The sequence below is a fragment of the Stakelama flava genome, from assembly GCF_019351405.1.
GTDB lineage: Bacteria > Pseudomonadota > Alphaproteobacteria > Sphingomonadales > Sphingomonadaceae > Sphingomonas > Sphingomonas flava_A.
Genome location: NZ_JAHWZX010000002.1, coordinates 278,049 through 299,013 on the forward strand (window position 1 = coordinate 278,049; position 20,965 = coordinate 299,013).

Genomic DNA, 20,965 nt, shown 5'->3' on the forward strand with positions numbered 1-20,965 from the left:
GTCGGGGATAGCCGATTATATCGCCGCGTCAATATTGATTGATAAGACAATCAATATCTTTAACCGACCAGGACGCGCAGTTGCTTCTTGTCGATTTTACCGGTTGCGGCGAGCGGCATCTGATCCAGCCGAACCACGGCATCGGGCATCCACCAGCGCGGCACGCGTCCTTCAAGCGCGCCTGCGATATCGGCATCGCTTACCTCCGCTCCGTCGCCCGGCTGCTCGATCACCACGACCGGCCGCTCCCCCCAACGCGGATGGGGTCTGCCGACGATCGCAACCTGGCCGACTTGCGGCAACGTTCCGAGGATCGCTTCCATCTCTCCTGGATTGATCCATTCGCCGCCCGACTTGATGAGGTCTTTCGAACGGCCGGTTATGGTCAGCGTCCCGTCCGTGGCGATTTCCGCAAGGTCGCCCGTATCGAACCAGCCTTCGGCATCGGTCGCGTCATTTTCCTGATCCAGATATCGATCGACGACGCTATGCCCCCTTGCCTGCAAATGTCCTTCGGCATTGCGCTGTTGCGCCAATGGGCGCCCTTCCGCGTCCGTCAGGCGCAGATCGACGCCTATTGCCGGTCGCCCGGAATTCATCGCACTGCGTTCGATGGTATCAGCAGGCGTTACCGTCCCCAGCGGCGACAGTTCGGTCATTCCCCAACTCGTCTGGATTGCAACGCCCAGCCGGCTTTCAATCCGGTCCATCAGCGCCTGAGACATCGGCGCGCCCCCGATAAGCACGCGTTTGAGCGTCGGCAGATCACCGCCCACGGCGTCGAGATGGTCGACAAGGCTGATCCAGACGGTGCCGATCCCGACAGCGACCGTAACCGCTTCATCCGCAATCAGCCGGGCGAGGCTGGCTCCGTCAAGGTGACGGCCCGGCAATATGAAGCGCGCGCCGACCGACGGAACCGCGAAGGGGAGACCCCATGCATTGGCGTGAAACATCGGTACGGCAGCGAGCACGACATCGCTCGCGCCCAGGCCGATGACATCGCGCTGCGCCAGCACCAGAGTCTGAAGATAGGTCGACCGATGGGTGTAAACGACTCCCTTGGGCGCGCCGGTGGTGCCAGATGTGAAGCAGATTCCCGCAGGCGTTTGCTCGTCGAACCCGCCCCAGGCGACCGACGGTAGCGATCTGTAGAGAAGTTGCTGTCGCGAAAGCTTCGTTGCCCGACCAGACGCGAATGACGGAACAGGATTTCCCGGCTCTTCAAGCAGGATAATATGGGTCAGCGAGGGGCAGGCATCGACCAGTTCAACCGCAAGATCATATTGATCCGGACTAATCGCGATCAGTCGATCGCCGACCTGCCGAACCATCGCGGCGATCGTTTCCACGCCCAGCCGCGGATTGAGCGTATGACAGGCGATGCCAAGGCCGAACGCCGCATACCAGCACTCCATATGCGCCTGACTGTTCCACGCCAATGTGGCGATCCTGTCGCCCTGCGTCAGACCGATCTGAGCGAAAGCGGCCGATAGCTTCCTGCTGTTGTCATATAACGTTCGGTACGTGACCCGTTCAGGTTTCGCGTCATGACCCGCGCCCGTCACCACCTGCGCTTCCGGGTGCCATTTCGCGGCATGTTCAAGCAGTTTGTCGAGCGTCAGCGGATAATATTGCATCAAGAATTCGTCTCACCAGCCATCACGTCATCCTCTCGCGCGGGACATCAGGATGCTGATCCGCAAAGACTTTTTCGCTTCGTCGACGCAGCCAATTTTCCCGCGCCATCGGACTGGCACCAAATATTGTTTTGGTCAACAATATTGAATGTCTATTCAAGATCATTGCGGTTTGATAGGCGTCGGACGAACCGCCGTCATCAAGAGCGCGGAAAATTGGAGAGCGAAATGGCCCTGCGGATATTCACGCCGAACCGAGGAGCAGAAAGGATTCGCGCCACCGGCGAATCGACCCTTCATTCGCGGCAAGCGCCATGCTGAACGAAACGATCGATACGCCGCCGATTACGGCTGTCGACGAGGCCCGCCCTACCCGCTGGGCATGGGTAATCCTGCTCGCGCTGATTTTGATGACCGCCGGTGGCCTGCGTCTGGTGCTGACACCGCTGCAGGAAGCGGCGAAGCACGACCTGCACTTCACCGACCTTCAGATCGGCATGCTACAGGGCTTTGCCAAAGGCTTGCCGATCGCTGTCTTCGCGCTGCCCGTGGGGTTGGCGATCGACCATCTCGACCGTACGCGGGTGATGCTGTTTCTGGCGCTGTGCTGGACAAGCGGCACGATCCTTACGGCGTTTTCATACAGTTTCGAGGCGCTTTTCGCCGCGCGCATGCTGGTCGGCCTTGGGTCGGGAAGCGCGCTTGCGGTGGCGATGTCGATCATCGCCGACCTGTGCGCTCCGCATCGACGCGGCCGGGTTTTGCTGGTCGCGGGCATCGGTGCGTGGACGGGAACGGCATTGGCATTCGCTTTGGGCGGCGCCCTTTTCGGCTATTTCAGCACGCACGGCTGGAGCTTTTTTCCGGACATGGCGGCGTGGCGATTGACGACGCTTGCGTTCGGGATTTTCGGCGTTGCGATGCTGATCCCGATCGCGATGTTCCGCGAACCGGAACGCCATGAGCGCGAACAGCGAAACAATGCCATGCTGCCCGCCCTTAAAGGGCTGTTGTCGCGATGGCGCTTCCTGGTGCCGTTGTTCCTGGGTCAGATGGCCGGCGGCATGGCGGAAGGCGCTTCCGGTATCTGGGCTGCTCCGGTTTTGCAGCGGCAATATGGCCTGACGCCTGACCAGTTTGGCGGCTGGATGGGCGGAATGATCCTGGTTTCCGGCATTCTGGGATCGGTGCTGGGAGGGGTCAGCGCCGATTGGGGCCAGAACAGCTCGCGACGCGGCGGAATAATGATCGGTGCGGTGGTGGCCACCGCCTTCACCATTCCGGCCGCCGCCTATCCGGTAATGCCGAATGTTGCGTGGTTCGGACTGGCGCTGGGCGTGCTGCTGCTCGGCTGCACGGTTGCCCAACTGGTTGGCCTGACTGCGGTGACCGTACTGATCCCCAACGAGGAACGCGGCGTCTGCATGGCAATAATCGGGGTGATCGGCACCGTGGTGGGACTGGGCACTGCGCCGCTGGTCGCCGAACTCGGCACCGCGGTTCTGGGCAGTGAAGAACGCCTTCCGGAAGCGCTTGCACTGGTCGGTGTGGCAACAGGGGTTCTTGCGCTTGCGGGATATGTCATCACGATGCTGGCCGCGCCCGCCAGGCGGGCAGCGGCGGCATGAACGCACGCTGGAAAATCAGGGACTTTCGACCGGGCGAAGGTCTGGCGGAGGGAGCCGCAACAGGTAGCGGCGAAGGCTGGATCGCCGCTCGGGTGCCCGGCGACACCTACACCGCCCTGATAGCGGCAGGCCGTTTGTCCCACCCTTTCAAGGACCGTAACGAGGCAGCAGCCGAATGGGTTCGGGATCGTGAGTGGTGGTGGCACACGATACTGGATGTCCCATCGCCAAATCCGGACGACGACCCGGAACTGGTATTCGATGGCCTCGACACGTTCGCGGACATTTACCTTGACGGGATTTGCGTGGGACACGCGGATAATATGTTTCGCAGCTGGCGCTATCCGCTGCCGGCCGGCGCCACTGACAAGCATCACCTTGCCGTCTGCTTTCACCCGCCAACCGCGATGGTCGCCGGCGCGCCGCTGAAGACCTGGAGCACGTTCCCCGATCGCATCAGCCGCTCGCGGCGGCCGCTGATGCGCAAGGCCCAGTTCGGATGGGGATGGGACTGGGCGCCAGACCTGCCGACGGTCGGCATCTGGAAGCCAGTGCGGCTGGAACGCCAGACCAGGGGAATGGTGCGCAGCCTGAACGCCACCACCCGGTCGATTTCCGACGATCTCGCCCTGCTGGATGTCGATATCGACCTGTCGAGCCCTGAAGCGGTCGCGATCAGCTTGCTCGATCCCCAAGGCATCAACGTGGCGAATGCCAGCCGTCACGGCTCCGGCAGGGTCACATTGTCAGTGGAGGAACCTTGCCTGTGGTGGACGGCGGATCTGGGCGGGCAACCGCTTTACACCATCGTCGCGCATATCGCGGGCAAGCCCGATTTCAGACGCCGCATCGGCATTCGCACGATCGCCCTCGATCAATCACCCGACCCGGACGAGCCGGGAACGAATTTTTTCCGCTTCCTGATCAACGGCGTCCCGATCTTCGCGAAGGGGGCCTGCTGGGTACCCGCCGACTCGTTCGTCGGCTCGATAGCCGATCAGACCTATCGCGACCTGATTGGCCGCGCGGTCGACGCCAACATGAACATGCTACGCATATGGGGCGGCGGGATATACGAAGCCGATATTTTCTATGACGCATGCGACGAATCCGGGCTTTTGGTGTGGCAGGATTTCATGTTCGCATGCGCCCCCTGTCCCGACACAGACCCGGCATTCGTCGAAAATGTCCGTGCGGAAATTATCGAACAGGTCTCGCGCTTGCGCCATCATCCCAGCATCGCCCTGTGGTGCGGCAATAATGAAAATCAGGCGATGCAGTTCTTCGATGACCGTGCAACGGGCAGGACAACGCTGCTGGAAGGATTGCGTATCTATGACGAGCTGATGCCGCAGCTTCTTTCGACACTCGATCCGGGCAGGCCATACTGGCCGGGCAGTCCGTCGGGCGGCCCCAGCCCGAACAGCATGCGCGGCGGCGATGTCCATGACTGGACGGTATGGCACGGCGTTCCCCCGGTGCCGGACACCGAACCGGTCGGCGAATTCAACACGGCTTCCGCCAGCATTGCCTATACCCGCTACAACGAAGACATGGCGCGGTTCGTCAGCGAATTCGGCATTCAGGGCGCGCCGGATATCGGGACGTTGAAACGGTGGATGGCTCCGCAAGACATGGCTCCGGGCAGCGCCGGACTGCTCGGCCGTATCAAGGATGACACCGACAAGGCAGCAGCGATGATGGCGCCGGTCACCGGCGCGCCGACAACGATCGAAGACTATGTCGATTTTACGATGCTCACCCAGGCCGAAGGACTGAAATTCGGGATCGAACATTTCCGGCGTCGCAGGCCGCACTGCTCCGGCGCTTTGATATGGCAGCATAATGATTGCTGGCCGTGCGTCAGCTGGAGCCTTGTCGATTATGACGGGGTGGCAAAGGCCGCCTGGTATTCCGTTGCCCGCGCGTTCTTTCCTGTACTGGCCAGTTTCCGCCGCTGCGGGGATGCGGTCGAATTGTGGATCACCAGCGACCTGCCGGCGCCGGTCCACGACACCATAAACATCGCCTACGCAACGATGGACGGCGAAATCGTGCCGCTCGCACGGGTCGATGTCGAAGTCGGTGGCTTGACCAGCATTTGCGTATGGCGTGGCCCGGCGTCCGATTGCGTGGATCGCGTGCTGATCGTTCGCAGCGAAGGCAACCATTTCCCGGCCAATCGCCTGCTGCTCGCTGCGGTGAAGGATCTGGCGCTTGCCCCCGATCCCGGTTTGACCGTCGCTTGCTCGAACACAGGGAAAACGCTGGAGGTACGCATCGCGGCAGTCCGCTATGCGCTCGGCATCCATCTTCGCGCCGACGATCCCGCGATCCGCATGGACGATAATTATTTCGACCTTGCGGGCGGCGAATGCCGCACCGTTCGCATCACCCATCGCGACGGCGCGGATGTCGCGCCGGACGCTATCACGATCGCAAGCTGGAACGATCGCCGCGCAAGCGCAATCAAGGGAGCCTGACTATGCCGTTCACCAACAACGAAGGTGCAAGACTTTATTGGGACCGCAAGGGAAGCGGCTCCCCGATCCTTCTTATCATGGGGCATCGCTACAGTTCGCGGCTCTGGTATCCGGCAAGGGACGCGCTGGGCGAGGATCATCAGCTTATCTGGTTCGACAATCGCGGTTGCGGGAAAACATCCACCACCGGCGGGGTTACGGTCGAAAAAATGGCGCGCGATGCGCTGGCGGTACTGGATGCTGCGGGAATTGAGAGCGCCCATATTTATGGCGTGTCCATGGGCGGGGTCATCGCGCTCGATCTGGCCAGACAGGCGCCCGACCGGGTCCGGTCGTTGATCGTCGGCTGTTCCGGAATTCTGTCGCCGGAAAAACCGCACATGCCGAAATGGCTTTTGCCGCTTTACTTTCTGCCGACCCGACTGATGGTGCTGTTGCGCGGGCGCGGCGACGCCTATGGCAGCGCGGCTTCGCCCGAAAAGGTCCAAAAGGATCGCGCGATGCTGGCCGACGATCCCTTTACCAAACGCGGTATCGCGGCCCAGGCGCTCGCGATGGCCAACTATACTATCGACAGGTCGAGCGTGGCGTCGATGCCCTTTCCGGCGCTGGTCCTGCACGGGGATGAAGATAGCACCGTTCCCTTCGCCTATGGCGAAGAGCTGGCCAAGGTACTTCCCCATGCCCGTTTCGTCCCGCTCCCCGGCGCAGGGCACAATTATTTCATCGCCCGCGGGGACGAGGCGAACAGTGCCGTTCGCCAATTCGTCGAACAGGTCGATGCCGGGACCGGGCGCGCGGAATGACGCGAAAGCGCCCGGCATAGCGAACCGTCCGTCGCCTCGGCTGAAACGTACTCAGGGCAGCGCGCTCCGGCCCCGGCTTGCCTTTTTATCGATTGGGCGGCGGGGTTTGCGACAGGCGCTTGATCAGGTCGACTTCGGCCTGCCGGTACGGGGTTCCGTCTTCATGAAGAACGTCGTGGAACCACAAGGTAGGTTTTTCCGTGACATAAGGCCGCTGCCACGAATCCCACGGCAGGTTCGTCTGCTCCTTGCCCTTGACGAAGCCCCAGTTGATCATCGCGACATCGTGCTTCCATCCGACGGGCAGCGATCCGTCGAAGGTCGAACCGTTGCCACGCGCCATATATTCGGTGCACAGGATCGGCCTGCCATAGCTTTCCAGTTCCTCGATGTGCTTTTCCATGCCCTCGGGCCAGTTATAGTCATGGAAACTGATCACGTCGGACTGCGTCAGTTGCGTGGTTTGCACCGGATTGAGCTGCGCCTGTTTCGACCAGTCGGTACCGTTGCCCCATATGCCGCTGGTAAGCGGCTGGGTAGGATCGACGCTGCGCGCCCATGCGAACACCTTGGGCAACAGTCCCGCGACCAGCGCGGCCTTGTTGTCCGGCTGGTCGGGATATTGCCCGGCGGGATTATCCGGTTCGTTCCACACATCCCAGCCGAGGATACGGTCATCATGGGCAAACGCGCCGATAATGCCCTTCACATAGGCCTCCAGGCGCGGATATTGAGCGGGGTCCTGCAACGCAGCGGTGCCGGGCGATTGCACCCACCCCGAATTGTGCACGCCTGGAATCGGCGGATGTTGCGGCCCCAGCCTGGGCGCCGGGTCCCAGCAACTGTCGAACAGCACGAACAGCGGCTTGATATGATGTTTGGCGGCGATTTGCAGAAAGATGTCGATACGCTTCTTGAACCCTTCCTTGTCCTGTTCCCAAAGAAGGTCGTGCAGGAAAACGCGCATCGTGGTCATGCCCATCGCCTGCGCCCAACCCAGTTCGGTATCGATCCGCTGGGGATCGAAAGTATCCGCCTGCCACATTTCCAGCTGGTTGATCGCGTTGGAGGGCAGATAGTTCGCACCCACGCGCCAGGGCTGCCCGGCATACCATGTCTTGGCCTGCGCGGCCGTCCAGCGATCGCGCGCATTGGCGGGCGCTGCCTGAAGCGCCGCGATCCCGACCGCCAGCAGCACCGCACCACGCCAACGCCTGTGCATCGAGCGAGCCCCTCGCTTATCGGTCATCATCATTTCCCGTCCGTGGTGAATGTGTAGAGGATATGGTTTTCATAGGTCTGCCCCGGAGCAAGCCGCACCGATCCGAATTCAGGCCGGTTCGGGGTGTCGGGGAATGCCTGCGGTTCCAGAACGATGGCGTCGCCCTGCCGGTAGAGATGCCCTTTCTTGCCGACCAGCGTGCTGTCGAAGAAATTACCCGAATAGAATTGCACACCCGGCTGGTTCGACCGGATTTCCATCGCCCGTCCCGTATCGGGGTCTTCAAGCCTTGCCATCAGTTGCATCGCTGCGGGCGGTTTGCGACTGACCACCCAGTTGTGATCATAGCCGCGCGCGAGCACGATCTGCGGGTCGCTCCCGTCGCGCACGTGCAGCGCCACCCGCATGGGTTTGCGGAAATCGAATATGCTGCCCGAAACATCCCGAAACTCGCCCGTAGGAATCGATCCTGCGTCAGTGGGCGTGTACCATCGCGCCGGGATGGTCAGCTTTTCATCCAGCGCCCCCTGCGGCGCGCCTTCGCCCGCCAGATTCCAATAGGTGTGGTTCGAAAGATTCACTACCGTCGGCGCATCGCTGGTGGCGGAAAGATCAAGGCGCATATGGTTGCCTTCATCGATGCTGTAGGTCGCGGTTGTCGTCAGCTTGCCCGGAAAACCCATTTCGCCGTCGGGACTGACATAGCGCAGCGTCACGCTGGGCTTCGCGCCGCCCTTCACCGAAACCACGGTCCAGACCTTCTTGTCGAAACCCTCAGGACCGCCGTGCAACGCATTATCGCCGTTGTTGATCGGCACTTGGTACTGCTTCCCATCAAGCGTAAAGCGCCCATCAGCGATGCGGTTGGCGACACGTCCCACGATCGCGCCGAAAAAATTGCCCTTTTTGATATATCCTTCGAGCGTGTCGTAGCCCAGCACGACATCCGCGCTTTTGCCGTCGCGGTCAGGCAGGTCCAGCGCCTGAACCGAAGCGCCCAGCGTGATGATCGAAAGGCGCATGCCATGATCGTTGGCGAGCGTGATTTTCTCCACCGCATGGCCGTCCGGCATGGTGCCGAATGCAGCCCGTTCCGCCGTGCCTGCCAGCGCCGCGCCGGGCAGCAGCATCGCCGTCAGTCCGACCCCCATCGCGAATGCACTTTTTGATTTCGTCCGCATCGCCCGCTCTCTCCTGCTATCTGCTCACGGTGTCCCGTGCGTTTATTTCACTCTGGCCATCACGCCTGAAACTGTCTACCCTTAAATATGATTATTCTGCTAAATGATTGCGCCGCTTTTGACGGCGGCAATGAACGACGAAGGGGAAGAGGATGTTTGAAAAAACGCGACGGCACGACAGGATTTTTCGCGGCTTGCCGATGCGTACGGCCTTTGCGGCAGGGCTTCTGTCGCTGACCGGCGGAATGATCGCAAGCGCCCCCGCATACGCGCAACCGGTTGTTCGGGTGGACGATCCCGGCAATGTGCGCGGCGCCGTCTACGTACCCGCTGGTGCCTGGAACGCGCCGCAGATGTGGAAGAATTTCTCCCGCGCGGAGGCGGATCGCGATCTGGGATATGCGCGTGAGCTTAACCTGAATTCGCTGCGCGTATGGGCCAGCTATGAATATTGGCAGATGGACCCGGAAAAGTTCGCTGCCAATTTCGATTCGTTTCTCGCCTCGGCCAAGGCGCACCATATCCGCATCCTTGTCGCGCTGTTCGAAAATGTCGGCGAGGAACCGACCCAGGCGAATATGTGGTCCACCGATCCGCGTACCGCCTTTGCCATCCTTTCCCCGGCACGCGCGATCGCGGCGGACAACACACGTTGGGAAGCGCCGCGCAAATTCGTGCGCTGGTTCATGAAGCGGTACGGTGATGACGACCGCCTGCTCGCGATCGAGGTAATGAACGAACCGCAATATCGCGGACAAAAGGTTGCGACGCTTCCCTTCGCCATGGACATGTTCCGCACCGCAAAGGCTGTGCAAGGGACCGTCCCGCTGACGATCGGGACCAACACGCTCGACGTCGCGGAAAAATTCGTCCCCCTTGGCCTCGACATACTTCAGTTTCACAACAACTTTCCCCAGGATGACGCCTCGTTCCGCAGCAATGTCGCCGCAGCGATGGCGCTGGGCAAACGCGCAGGGATACCGGTCTGGCTGACCGAATGGCAGCGGATCCGCTCCGGCGGCAGCGGATGGGCGGATGAGCCGGTGACGAGCGGTGACGCAGGCATTTCCTATGGCCCGCTCGCGCACGATGTGCGCCAGTATCACATCGGCAATTTCTTCTGGTCGCTAATGGTCAAGCGCGCATATCTGAAAGTTCAGCGGTTCAAGGGCACGGTGAACGGCCTTGTCTGGCCCGACGGTTCGGTCGCCAGTCTGGCCGACGCACGCGCGATCGCCGGCGATCCGACGCTGGACATGCCCGAAAAGCCGATCCCGGCGGACTTCGGCGCGCTCCCCGCCAAAGCCGACGGCCAGTAAGGAGGAAACAAGCATCATGACCGGATCGATGACCCGCCGCCGCCTGCTTGGCTGCACCGCCCTGACCGTCGCGATGGGGATGACGGGCGCAGGCCGCGCCTTTGCACGCGCCGCGAAAGCAGGAAAACGCAAGCCCAATGTCCTGATCATCTATGCCGACGATCTCGGCTATCAGGACGTTTCCTGCTATGGCGGCACGGCGGTGCCCACTCCCAATATCGACCGGCTTGCCGCGCAGGGCCTGCGCTTTACGCGCGGTCATGCGCCCTCGGCCACTTGCACCCCTTCCCGCTACGCGCTGCTTACGGGCGAATATGCCTGGCGAAAGGAAGGGGCGCATATCCTGCCGGGTGACGCTCCTGCACTGATCCCGCCGGGAAAGCCGACCATCGCATCGATGCTGAAGGGCGCGGGCTACACGACCTCGGTGGTCGGCAAATGGCATCTGGGTCTCGGCTCGGGCGACCTCGATTGGAACGGCCGGATTGCGCCCGGCCCGTTGGAGATCGGTTTCGACTATGCCTATTATTTCCCGGCAACGCTCGATCGCGTGCCCAGCGTGTTCATCGAACAGCATAATGTCGTCAATCTCGACCCCGCTGATCCGATAAAGGTCAGCTATACCGACAATATCAGCAAGGATCCGACCGGCGCCGAGCATCCCGAGCTTTTGCGGATGACGCCGAATGACGGACATGACGGAACCATCGTCGACGGCGTCAGCCGCATCGGTTTCATGAGCGGCGGCCATTCGGCGCGTTGGAAGGATGAGGATATCGCCGACACGCTGGTGGCGAAGGCTTCTGACTGGTTCGAAAAGGTCGTGGGCGATCAACCCTTCTTCATGTATTTTGCCGCTAGTGAAATCCATGTGCCGCGTGTACCCGCGAAGCGGTTTCAGGGCACGACCGGCCTGGGTCCGCGCGGTGACGCCATCGCCGAATTCGACTGGGTGGTCGGCGCGCTGGTCGCGAAGCTCGACGAACTCGGCGTGCTGGACGATACGATGATCATCCTCAGCAGCGATAACGGCCCGGTGCTCAATGACGGCTATAATGACGATGCGGTGCAGAAGGTCGGGGAACATCGCCCTTCCGGCCCGTTCCGCAGCGGCAAATATGCGATCTATGATGGCGGGTTGATGGTGCCTTTCATCGTACGCTGGCCCGATGCGGTCCCGGCGGGCGTCGAATCACCCGCGCTGGTCGATCATGTCGATATCTTCGCCACCATGGCCGCCCTGACGGGGCAGACACTGGCTCACGATGCGGCGGTCGACAGCTTCGACCTGCTTCCCGCCTTCATTGGCGCAACGCGCAGCGGGCGCGAATATGTGGTCGAAGATACCAGCACCAATATCGCTGAAGAGGACAACCTTAAAAAACACTCGAACAGCATCTTCGCGCTGGTTGCGGGCGACTGGAAGGTTATCAAGCCGCTGGGTCAGCCCAGTTCGTTTCACGGCAACGAGATCGGCAACGGACCGGTGCCCGCGCTTTTCAATATTGCCAATGATCCGGGGGAAACCGTGGACCTTGCCGCGCGCTATCCCGACCGGACCAGAACCATGCTGGCGCGGCTCGACACCATTTTGGACGGGTCGCGCACCCGTCCCGGCTGATCCGCGACAGGTTTCAAACCCAAACCGCGCCGGCCTTTCCCCTCAACGGGTTTTGCCGGCGCGGAACACTGATCCTTACTTTCCTGCGATCAAGCGGCGTCTACCCCTCACCACCAGGTCGCATAAAGCGCCACCAGAATGCAGACCACTCCGATGGCAAGCCCGTTGAAAACAGGCGATGTGCGATAGCTGATGCCCGTGGTGCGGATGCGGTTGGCATCCGCCGATCCGGGGCGGAGCAGCGAAACCACCATTGCCAGCGCCAGTGCCGCGAAGAACACGATCAGCATGCGGTTCATGAACGGGATGCCGTTGAGCGCCGCGAACCCGCCCCACGCCGTCGGCCACCAGAAAAGCAGGCTGATCGCCACCGAAGCGACAGCACCGGTCAGCGCGCCGGCCTCGCTCGCGCGCGGCCAGAACAGGCCAAGCAGGAAGATCACGGTTATCCCCGGTGTGACGAACCCCGAAAATTCCTGAATATATTGGAACGCCTGGTCGAGGCTGCCCAGCAGCGGGCGCGCGCTCAATAGTGCCAGGATCAATGCGACCGTCGAACTGATGCGCCCCACCCGTACAAGGTGCTGTTCCTCGCCCACCGGGGCGGGCGCGCCGTCCTCCGCCTCGCTACGCTCGCCGCGGATTTTGGCATAGATGTCGAGCGTGAAGATGGTGGCGATCGAATTGATCTTGGATGCGGTGGACGCAATGATCGCGGCGACCAGCGCGGCGAAGACAAGGCCCAGCAACCCGCTGGGAAGCAGGCGCATCATCGCGGGATATGCCTCATCCGGTTTGGCGAGATCGGGGGCAAGCAGCACGGCGGCAATGCCGGGAACCACGATGATGAGCGGCGTCAGCAGCTTCAGATACGCTGCAAAAACGACACCCTTCTGCGCTTCACCCAGTGATTTCGCCGCCAGCGCACGCTGAATGATATATTGGTTGAAGCCCCAATAGGACAGATTGGCGATCCACATCCCGCCAACCAGAACCGAGATGCCGGGCAAATCCTTGTAAAAGGGGCTGGAGGGCGCAAGGATCATCTTGAAATGCTCGGGCAGGCGATGCGAAAGCGTCGAAAAACCGGCCAGAATCCCGCCATCGCCGCCGATCCTGCCCAGGGTGATCGCAAGGATGACCAGCCCGCCGAACACCAGCAGCGTTACCTGCACGATGTCGGTCAACGCCACCGCCTTCAACCCGCCGCGAATTTGATACAGCAGCGCGAATACGCCCAGCGCCACCAGCGCGACATTCTGGTCTATGCCCGTCACCTGCATCACTGCGATCGAGCCGAGCCAGATGATCGAGGTAAGATTGACGAAAATATACAGCGCCAGCCAGAACACCGCCATGATAGTGCGGATCGTCGGGCCGAAGCGCTGCTCCAGAAATTGCGGCATCGTGTAGATGCGGTTTTCGAGGAAGATCGGAACGAAGAACTTGCCGACGATCAGGATGGTCAGCGCCGACATCCATTCATAGGACGCTATGGCCAGTCCGATGGCATAGCCCGACCCGGCCATGCCGACGATCTGTTCCGCCGAAATATTCGCCGCGATCAACGATGCGCCGATCGCCCACCACGGCAAATTCTTGGACGCGAGGAAATAGTCGGACGAATCCTTGCTATGCCCCGCTTTTTCCCGAGAAACGAATTGCGCCAGCCCGAAAATAGCGACGAAATAAACAATGACGATGATTGCGTCGATCGTTGCCAGATGCATTCAGACCTCCCCTTCCCAACCGGTTTTCAGGTTTTATTATTTGTATCTTTCGGCGTCAGTGACTGTCGCGCGGCACGCCGAAGCTGCTGGCGATCTTCTGATATTTGACCGCCGGTTCCAGCACCGCACCGGTGTCGAACTGACCGGTATGCTCCCGCGCCAGTTCCTGCCACGGCGTTTGCGACGGCGGTGAGGCATAGCCCCCGTCCGCGACGAATTTTTCGCGCCGCCGCTCCCATTCATCCGCATCCACCAGCGCATCGGCGCGGCGTCGGAGCAGGTCGATCCGCACCCTGTCGCCGGTGCGCAGCAACGCCAGCCCGCCCCCCGCATCTGCTTCGGGAGCAGCATTCAGGATGGAGGGAGAGCCGGACGTTCCCGACTGACGCCCGTCCCCCATGCAGGGCAGGTTGCTTATGCCCGCGCGGATCAGCGCGGCCGGCGGACGCATATTGACCACCTCCGCACCGCCCGGATAGCCGTTCGGCCCCGCCCCGCGCATGACCAGAATCGTGCGCTCGTCGATGCCGAGCGCGGGATCATCGATGCGGGCGTGATAATCCTCCGGACCGTCGAATACGACGACGCCCGCTTCGAACGCCATCGGGTCATCGGGGTCCGTCAGGAACCGGTCACGGAATTCGTCGGAAATGACCGACACCTTCATCACCGCCGCGTCGAAAAGGTTGCCCTTCAATACCATCAGCCCCGCGTTTTCGCGCAGTGGCGCTGCATAGGGGCGGATGACATCGCGATCGGCAATCTCCGCATCAGCGCAATTTTCACCGATGGTCGAACCGTTGACGGTCAATGCATCCGCATTGAGCAATCCGTTGCGCAGAAGTTCCCCCGCAACCGCGGGAACACCCCCGGCGCGAAAGAAATCCTCGCCCAGATATTCCCCGGCGGGTTGCAGATTGACCATCAGCGGGATGTCGCCGCCGTGCTGTTCCCAGTCGGCCAGCGTCAGTTCGACGCCCATATGCCTCGCAATTGCGTTGAGATGGATGGGGGCATTGGTCGACCCGCCGATCGCCGAATTGATGCGGATCGCGTTCAGAAACGCTTCGCGGGTAAGGATATCCGACGGCTTGCGGTCGGCGCGAACCATTTCCACGGCGCGGCGCCCGGTTTCCCATGCGCATTCCTGCCGGTCGCGATGGGGGGCCGGGATCGCCGCCGAACCGGGCAACGACATGCCCAGCGCCTCGGCCAGCGAATTCATCGTGGTCGCGGTGCCCATCGTGTTGCAGAAACCGGTCGATGGTGCCGAAGACGCGACCAGCGCGATAAAGCCTTTATAATCGATCTCTCCGGCGGCGAGCATCTCACGCGCTTTCCAGACGATCGTGCCCGACCCGGTGCGCTCGCCCTTGTGCCAGCCGTTAAGCATCGGGCCGACCGATAGCGCAATCGCAGGAATGTCTACCGTCGCGGCGGCCATCAGACTGGCCGGCGTCGTCTTGTCGCACCCGATCGTCAGCACCACCCCGTCAATCGGATAGCCATACAGAACCTCGACCAGGCTGAGATAAGCCAGATTGCGGTCCAGCCCGGCGGTGGGACGCTTGCCGGTTTCCTGAATGGGATGGATCGGAAATTCCAGCGGGATGCCACCCGCTTCCCGAATACCGTCCTTCACCCGTTGTGCCAGCACGACATGATGACGATTGCACGGCGCCAGATCGCTGCCGGTCTGCGCGATGCCGATCACTGGCCGGTTCGACTGCAGTTCCTCGATCGACAGCCCATAATTCAGGTACCGCTCAAGATAAAGCGCGGTCATATCCGGATTGGCCGCGTTATCGAACCACGCCCGCGAACGCAGTCCCCCCGCCGTTCCGACGCTTCCTTTTCCATTGCCGCTCATACTGGCTTTGTCCCCTCTGCTTTTCACGATTATCCGTCGTCGGACCCGTCGCCTTTCGCCGATTCAAGCTTGCCGCTCCGGCCCCGTTCTTATCGTTCGACTTGATAGCGACCCGTGATCCGATTAGGAACATATAAATCGTATAAATCTCGGAAATGGTCGGAATGTATGGCGGAATTTTTGGAAAGGAATGGCGCCAAAATCCGCCTCGGACTGATCGGCATCGGCAAAATCGCGCGTGACCAGCATGTACCCGCGATCACCGCCTCGCCCGATTTCGACCTGGTGGCGACGGCCAGCCGGGACGGCAGCATCGCTGGTATTCCCGCCTATCGCGATGTTGCCGAAATGCTCGCTGGCGGTCACGACATCGACGCCATTTCGATCGCCACGCCCCCGTCGGGACGGCACCTGATCGCGGCCCAAGCCATCGCCGCGCGGCTTCCAGTCATGGTGGAAAAGCCGCCGGCCGCCACGCTGACGCAACTCGACGATCTCGCGGCTCAGGCCCTCGTGGCGGGCGTCGGGCTGTTCACCGCATGGCATTCGCGCGAAGCGAACGCGGTTTCCGCCGCGCGCGAATGGCTCTCCTCGCGCACGATACAGGCGGTCCGCATCATCTGGCGCGAAGACATTCGCCGCTGGCACCCCAATCAGGAATGGATATTGGATGCCGGGGGGTTCGGCGTCTTTGACCCCGCGATCAACGCGCTTTCGATCCTGACCCATATTTGCCCAGCTCCCGTGCGGGTGGAGCGCGCGGAGCTTGACGTTCCCGAAAATCGCCAGTGTCCAATCGCCGCACAGCTTGCGATGGTGGCAGGAAGCGCACCCGTACATGCAGAATTCGATTTTCTGAAAACCGGCGAACAGACCTGGACGATCATGGTGGAGACCGAGCAAGACGTGCTCGAACTGCGCGAGGGCGGACGCATCCTTGCCATTGACGGCGTTGAGCGCGAATGCGGCGCGGATCGCGAATATGCCCGCCTGTATCAGCGGTTCGCCGAACTGGTGCGCAGCGGCGCAAGCGATGTGGATGATCGGCCCCTGCGGATCGTCTCCGACGCCCTTTCAACCGGCAGACGGCGCAGGGTGGCGCCGTTCTACTTTGACCCCGCTATGGTGCGCGCCTGAACGCCCTCTGGCAGCGATCAGGCGCGCTGCGGCGGCTCATCTTTGCAATGCGCGGAAATCCTGTATCCAGCCATAGCCATAGGCTGCGCTTCCATCAGGATTGGCATGGACCGATCGCGCTGCGAATACGCTGTTTATAAGCCAGGGGTCTTTGTCGGGACCAAAATCGGCCGACATTGAGCTGCCCTGCTTGAAGCCATAGGTAGCCACTTCCAGCCGACCGGTATCGCGAAACAGCTTCATCTGGTTGACGAGATAGTGACGCCGCGTCTCAAACCACGGGCTGAGCGCCAGAAAATCGTCCCATTCCGATTTACCGAAAGGATTGGCGAGCGCGTCGGCGATAACCTGCCAGTTCAGCGTTCCGGAAGGCAGGTGGTACATCCGCGCAAAGGCAGGCGCGACCGGTTTCTTCATCTGCTGCTTCCACCACCATATCAGCGAAAATTCGGTTGATATGAATTTTTGGTCGGCGCGCATCCGTGGCAGGACATAATCAAGATAGGCCTTTGACTGGGCAATGTCCGAAACGTGCGGGTGAATATCCACGCCGTCGATTTCCGGCGTGTTCTTGACGAACGTCATCCAGCGCTCGGTCGTCGCCGTCTGATCCTTCGGAAACTCAAGTCGGGTAAGCGACCCCATATAGAGATGCGTGGCGCACGCCGTGGGACAATGCGCCTTGCGCCATTGGATCACATGGCGCGCCATCGTCTCGTAAAAGGCGTTCAGATCGGCGCCGCGATCCTCTTTCAGGCTTTCGATGAACGGCTCGTTGCCGATTTCCAGAATATCGACCTTACCGACTACCAGCGGCAGGACTTCATCCAGTCGCGCCAGTTCGCGCTTCATCTCCTTGCTGCCAGCCTTTGGAAAGGCGCTGCGGTTATAAGGCCATTTAAGGGTGAAGAGCGTGTGATAGCCATGCTTGTGCGCATCGAGAATGGTCTGCACCGCGCCGTGACCCGCCGCGCCATCGCGATCGATCTGCGGCATCGGCAGGAAAATCCGCACCCAGTGGGTCTGCGCCTTCTCAAGGTCGCGATAATCGACATCCTCGAAATGCTCGTTGTAATTCGCGCCCAGGGCTCCGGAAGACGCGACCGCCTGAGGCCCGGCCGCCACCCTTGCCCGCCCCGCTGACGGCGCCAGCATGGCAAGCGCCGCCGCTGCGGCTACAAATGCTTTCATGACGTTTCTCCCTCTCTTTTTCTGTATCGGCTCTTTCAATTTATCGCGGGCGGAAAACCCCGCATGCGCGCAATGCCGAATTCGCTTCGACTCTGCCGCCAATCCGCCCAAAAGCGACATTCCCGGCGACCATCCCGCTTGACCACCCTTAAAAATCGGATAAATAGTATAACGTCCGTTGCCAAGATAAATCATATAAAAACCAGCGACCGGCAAATCACCATAGGTGTTTTTTGGAGGGGATTTTATGAAGTTTCAGACATTTGCGTGCTGTTCGGCGTCGATCGCCGCACTATTGGCGGCGGGGGCCGCAAGTGCGCAAACGGCCAATCAATCCGATTCGCAGGCAAGCGCGGCAAGCCCCGCTGCGAGCCCGCAGAAGCGCAGTCAATCCGTGACGGACGACGCCTCCGCCGAAGCGGATACGTCCAATGACATCGTCGTTACCGGCATCCGCCGCAGTCTGGAAAAAGCGGCCGAAATAAAGCGCGATTCGCCTCAGGTGGTCGATTCGATCGTTGCCGAGGATATCGGCAAATTTCCCGACCCCACCACCGCGGGCGCGCTTCAGCGTGTTCCAGGCGTTCAGGTGACGGTGGGATCGAATAACGAGATCAGCGGCGTTCTGGTCCGTGGCCTGTCGGACATTTCCAGCACGCTGGACGGACGGGAGATATTTTCCACTACGAACCGCGGCTTCGCCTTTCAGGATTTGCCGGCAACGGCGCTGGCGCGTGTCGATGTTGTCAAAACGAACACTGCCGACCTGATCGAAGGCGGCATCGCCAGCACCATCAACATGCAGTTGAACAAACCGTTCAACTTTGACAAGCCGACCATCGTTGCCACAGCGCGCGGCAATTACGAAAACAATGCCGACAAGCTGAATCCCCAGTTCAGCGTCCTTGCCACGAAAACCTGGCACACCGGGATCGGCGATATCGGCGTGCTGGTGAACGCCAGCTATGCCAAGTTTGATTTCGACCGGCCCATCACGTTCAACGGGCTGCGCCGCACGCTTTCGGGTTCGCTCTACAATATCGACGGGGTAGTCACACCGCTCAATTACGGTGCGGTCAACACCTATGGCAAATATGACCGGCCGGAAGTCAACGCCTCCATCCAGTGGCAGGCGACGCCTGAATTACAGGTCTATGCCGACGGACTTTTCACCGGATATGAAGGCGACACGCAGGCATCCTATCAGGCGATCCCCTTCTTCGCAGTCGGCGGTTCGACGATTTCGAACCTCGTCGTCGACAGCGATCACTGCATCGACGCGCGCGTGGCCAACGCAAACCAGGCAAACCCGAACGCGCAGCAACTCGCCGCCGGCGCCTACACCACCCAGAATCTGTGCAGCCTGAAATCAGCGACATTCACCAATGTCCCGCTCAACAGTTCAATGCAGTCGTTTCGCGACCGTAACTACAACTATATGGGCGCGCTGGGATTAAAATATGACGGCGACAAATCGCAGATCAAGCTGGATGTCGCCTATCAGAAATCGACTGCGCGGCACGAAGCGTTCATCGTCGATGTCGGCAAGCTGATTACCGTTGATTACGCCCCGGACGTCGATGGCGGCGGGACGGCGACGGTAGCCGACAATGCAGGAAACGACACCAGCGGATGGTCTTTCTGGCATGGACTGAACCAGACCTTTTCGAAATCCAACGGCGATCTGTTCCAGTCGAGAGTCGACGTCACCTATGATCTCGACGGAGCACTCGGTTTCCTGGAAAATGTGCAATACGGGGCCCGCTTTGCCGACCGCTCGGCGCTGTATCAGGAAGCGGTGCTCAACACCGGTGCGCCGGGTGGCGACCTGGTGACTCCGGTTGAAGGCAATGTCCCCGACGATTTCTTCGTCACCATCCCCGGTGTCGATCGCATGAACAATGGCGCGTCAGCCGTCGGTCCCGACCCCGACTATCTGCGCAGCGAAGAAGGCCGCGACCTGCTTCGCGCGCTCTACGGCGCGCCGTTGGGCGATCCGGACTATCAACCGCAACGCCGGTTCAAGGCGAGCGAGAAAACCTACGCCGCCTACCTTCAGACCGCCTATAAATTCGACCTTGGCGATACGATCTCAGCCGATGGCCTGATCGGCATGCGACTGGCCAAGACCGACCGTTCGATCGCCGGTGCAGGCATTGTCGATGATGAAGTGGTCCCCGTCGCTGTCGACACCAATGACACGAAATGGCTCCCGAATGCCAGTGTTCGTGTTCAGTTCGGCGGCGGGCTGCAGGCGCGCGCGACCTATGCCCGCACGATGCGGCGACCGGGCTTCAGCGAGCTGAATCCGGGGCTGAGCTATGTCGTTTCGACCAATCCGGCCGTCATCAACTCCGGCTCTGCCGGGAATCCGTACCTCAAGCCCCAGGTTTCGGACAGCTACGACACCACGCTGGAATATTATTTCCGCCATGGCTTCGTTGCCGCGGCGCTGTTCTATCGCACGATTCAGGACCGCGTCGTGAATCAGGCACAGACCGAAGAAATTTCCGGGCAGGTCTATAATATCAGCCGACCACGCAATGTCGGCAAGGTGTCGTTGAAGGGCGTGGAAATCAGCGGACAGACCTTCTTCGATTTCCTTCCCGGTGCGCTTTCCGGGCTGGGGGCCTTCGGGAACTTCACCTATATCGATTCCGAAATCGGCGGTGACGATACGCTGGCCGGTTACCCGGTGCTGGGCGTTTCGAAGTATAATTTCAACGCTGGCCTGCTGTTCGAAAAATACGGAATTTCGGGCCGTGTCGTTTACACATACCGGTCCAAATATTACGAATCCGATGCTACTGGCACGATTACCTTGCGTGAATTGACCGACAGCACGGCCGATGATGAGCAGGCCACGGTGCTTGACTATGTCCGCGCGGGCGGCCGCCTTGATTTCAGCCTCGGCTATGACATCAACGATGCGATCCGCGTCGATATCGGCGGCACCAACATATTGCACAACAAATATAAGAGCTATTACAACGAAACATGGATGCCGGTCGATTACCGCGACGATGGAACGACGTATTCCATCGGTATCCGCATGAAGATTTGACGCGATGCGACAGGGGCTATCATGATAGCCCCTGTCGCGGGTCCGTCTACGGCCTGCCAGAACCGTCCCCCCT

At 60.8% G+C, this 20,965-nt stretch carries 13 protein-coding genes; 7 read left to right on the top strand and 6 right to left on the bottom strand.

Annotation, left to right across the window (positions count from 1 at the left end):
• Positions 1-59: 59 nt before the first annotated feature.
• On the bottom strand, positions 60-1,640 hold the full coding sequence (locus tag KY084_RS03445) for an AMP-binding protein (RefSeq protein WP_219237026.1): 1,581 nt from the start codon (positions 1,638-1,640) through the stop codon (positions 60-62).
• A 314-nt stretch (positions 1,641-1,954) separates the two neighbouring features.
• On the opposite strand from KY084_RS03445, the gene KY084_RS03450 reads away from it, so the two are divergent.
• From KY084_RS03450 to KY084_RS03460, 3 genes are read left to right on the top strand one after another with little or no spacing between them, the layout of a single operon-like run.
• Positions 1,955-3,268: an MFS transporter gene (locus tag KY084_RS03450; RefSeq protein WP_219237027.1), complete on the top strand. Its 1,314-nt coding sequence runs from the start codon at positions 1,955-1,957 to the stop codon at positions 3,266-3,268.
• Positions 3,265-5,751, top strand: a complete 2,487-nt coding sequence (locus KY084_RS03455; RefSeq protein ID WP_219237028.1) for a beta-mannosidase — start codon at positions 3,265-3,267, stop codon at positions 5,749-5,751. The genes KY084_RS03450 and KY084_RS03455 overlap by 4 nt, the downstream gene beginning before the upstream one ends.
• A gap of 2 nt (positions 5,752-5,753) precedes the next feature.
• Positions 5,754-6,557: an alpha/beta fold hydrolase gene (locus KY084_RS03460; protein ID WP_219237029.1), complete on the top strand. Its 804-nt coding sequence runs from the start codon at positions 5,754-5,756 to the stop codon at positions 6,555-6,557.
• 85 nt (positions 6,558-6,642) lie between these two features.
• Here the strand turns inward: KY084_RS03460 and KY084_RS03465 are convergent, their stop codons facing one another.
• Both KY084_RS03465 and KY084_RS03470 read right to left on the bottom strand, forming a co-directional pair.
• Positions 6,643-7,779, bottom strand: coding sequence for a glycoside hydrolase 5 family protein (locus tag KY084_RS03465; protein WP_219237030.1), 1,137 nt, complete (start codon positions 7,777-7,779; stop codon positions 6,643-6,645).
• Positions 7,780-7,808: 29 nt separating this feature from the next.
• Entirely contained in the window at positions 7,809-8,960 is a 1,152-nt protein-coding gene (locus KY084_RS03470; protein WP_219237031.1) for an aldose epimerase family protein, read from the bottom strand.
• A 152-nt stretch (positions 8,961-9,112) separates the two neighbouring features.
• Here KY084_RS03470 and KY084_RS03475 point away from each other — a divergent pair, with 152 nt between their 5' ends.
• Complete coding sequence (locus tag KY084_RS03475) at positions 9,113-10,279, top strand: cellulase family glycosylhydrolase (RefSeq protein WP_219237032.1); 1,167 nt, start codon at positions 9,113-9,115, stop codon at positions 10,277-10,279.
• Between the two features lie 16 nt (positions 10,280-10,295).
• On the top strand, positions 10,296-11,900 hold the full coding sequence (locus tag KY084_RS03480; RefSeq protein WP_219237033.1) for a sulfatase family protein: 1,605 nt from the start codon (positions 10,296-10,298) through the stop codon (positions 11,898-11,900).
• A 107-nt stretch (positions 11,901-12,007) separates the two neighbouring features.
• Here the strand turns inward: KY084_RS03480 and KY084_RS03485 are convergent, their stop codons facing one another.
• Entirely contained in the window at positions 12,008-13,630 is a 1,623-nt protein-coding gene (locus tag KY084_RS03485) for a sodium/sugar symporter (RefSeq protein ID WP_219237034.1), read from the bottom strand.
• 55 nt (positions 13,631-13,685) lie between these two features.
• Positions 13,686-15,500, bottom strand: coding sequence for an IlvD/Edd family dehydratase (locus KY084_RS03490; RefSeq protein WP_219237035.1), 1,815 nt, complete (start codon positions 15,498-15,500; stop codon positions 13,686-13,688).
• A 180-nt stretch (positions 15,501-15,680) separates the two neighbouring features.
• On the opposite strand from KY084_RS03490, the gene KY084_RS03495 reads away from it, so the two are divergent.
• Positions 15,681-16,637 (top strand): Gfo/Idh/MocA family protein, encoded by a 957-nt coding sequence (locus KY084_RS03495; protein WP_246586831.1) that lies wholly within the window; start codon positions 15,681-15,683, stop codon positions 16,635-16,637.
• A 36-nt stretch (positions 16,638-16,673) separates the two neighbouring features.
• Here KY084_RS03495 and KY084_RS03500 read toward each other — a convergent pair whose 3' ends face one another.
• On the bottom strand, positions 16,674-17,828 hold the full coding sequence (locus tag KY084_RS03500; RefSeq protein WP_219237037.1) for a hypothetical protein: 1,155 nt from the start codon (positions 17,826-17,828) through the stop codon (positions 16,674-16,676).
• A gap of 394 nt (positions 17,829-18,222) precedes the next feature.
• Between KY084_RS03500 and KY084_RS03505 the strand changes: the two genes are divergently transcribed.
• Entirely contained in the window at positions 18,223-20,892 is a 2,670-nt protein-coding gene (locus KY084_RS03505) for a TonB-dependent receptor (RefSeq protein ID WP_219237038.1), read from the top strand.
• Positions 20,893-20,965: the final 73 nt, after the last annotated feature.

Bases quoted from the DNA above. Each gene is read 5' to 3' on its own strand.
- KY084_RS03465 (WP_219237030.1), bottom strand. From the start codon at position 7,779: ATGCACAGGCGTTGGCGTGGTGCGGTGCTGCTGGCGGTCGGGATCGCG.
- KY084_RS03480 (WP_219237033.1), top strand. From the start codon at position 10,296: ATGACCGGATCGATGACCCGCCGCCGCCTGCTTGGCTGCACCGCCCTG.
- KY084_RS03490 (WP_219237035.1), bottom strand. From the start codon at position 15,500: ATGAGCGGCAATGGAAAAGGAAGCGTCGGAACGGCGGGGGGACTGCGT.
- KY084_RS03470 (WP_219237031.1), bottom strand. From the start codon at position 8,960: ATGCGGACGAAATCAAAAAGTGCATTCGCGATGGGGGTCGGACTGACG.
- KY084_RS03460 (WP_219237029.1), top strand. From the start codon at position 5,754: ATGCCGTTCACCAACAACGAAGGTGCAAGACTTTATTGGGACCGCAAG.
- KY084_RS03455 (WP_219237028.1), top strand. From the start codon at position 3,265: ATGAACGCACGCTGGAAAATCAGGGACTTTCGACCGGGCGAAGGTCTG.
- KY084_RS03475 (WP_219237032.1), top strand. From the start codon at position 9,113: ATGTTTGAAAAAACGCGACGGCACGACAGGATTTTTCGCGGCTTGCCG.
- KY084_RS03485 (WP_219237034.1), bottom strand. From the start codon at position 13,630: ATGCATCTGGCAACGATCGACGCAATCATCGTCATTGTTTATTTCGTC.
- KY084_RS03500 (WP_219237037.1), bottom strand. From the start codon at position 17,828: ATGAAAGCATTTGTAGCCGCAGCGGCGGCGCTTGCCATGCTGGCGCCG.
- KY084_RS03445 (WP_219237026.1), bottom strand. From the start codon at position 1,640: ATGCAATATTATCCGCTGACGCTCGACAAACTGCTTGAACATGCCGCG.
- KY084_RS03450 (WP_219237027.1), top strand. From the start codon at position 1,955: ATGCTGAACGAAACGATCGATACGCCGCCGATTACGGCTGTCGACGAG.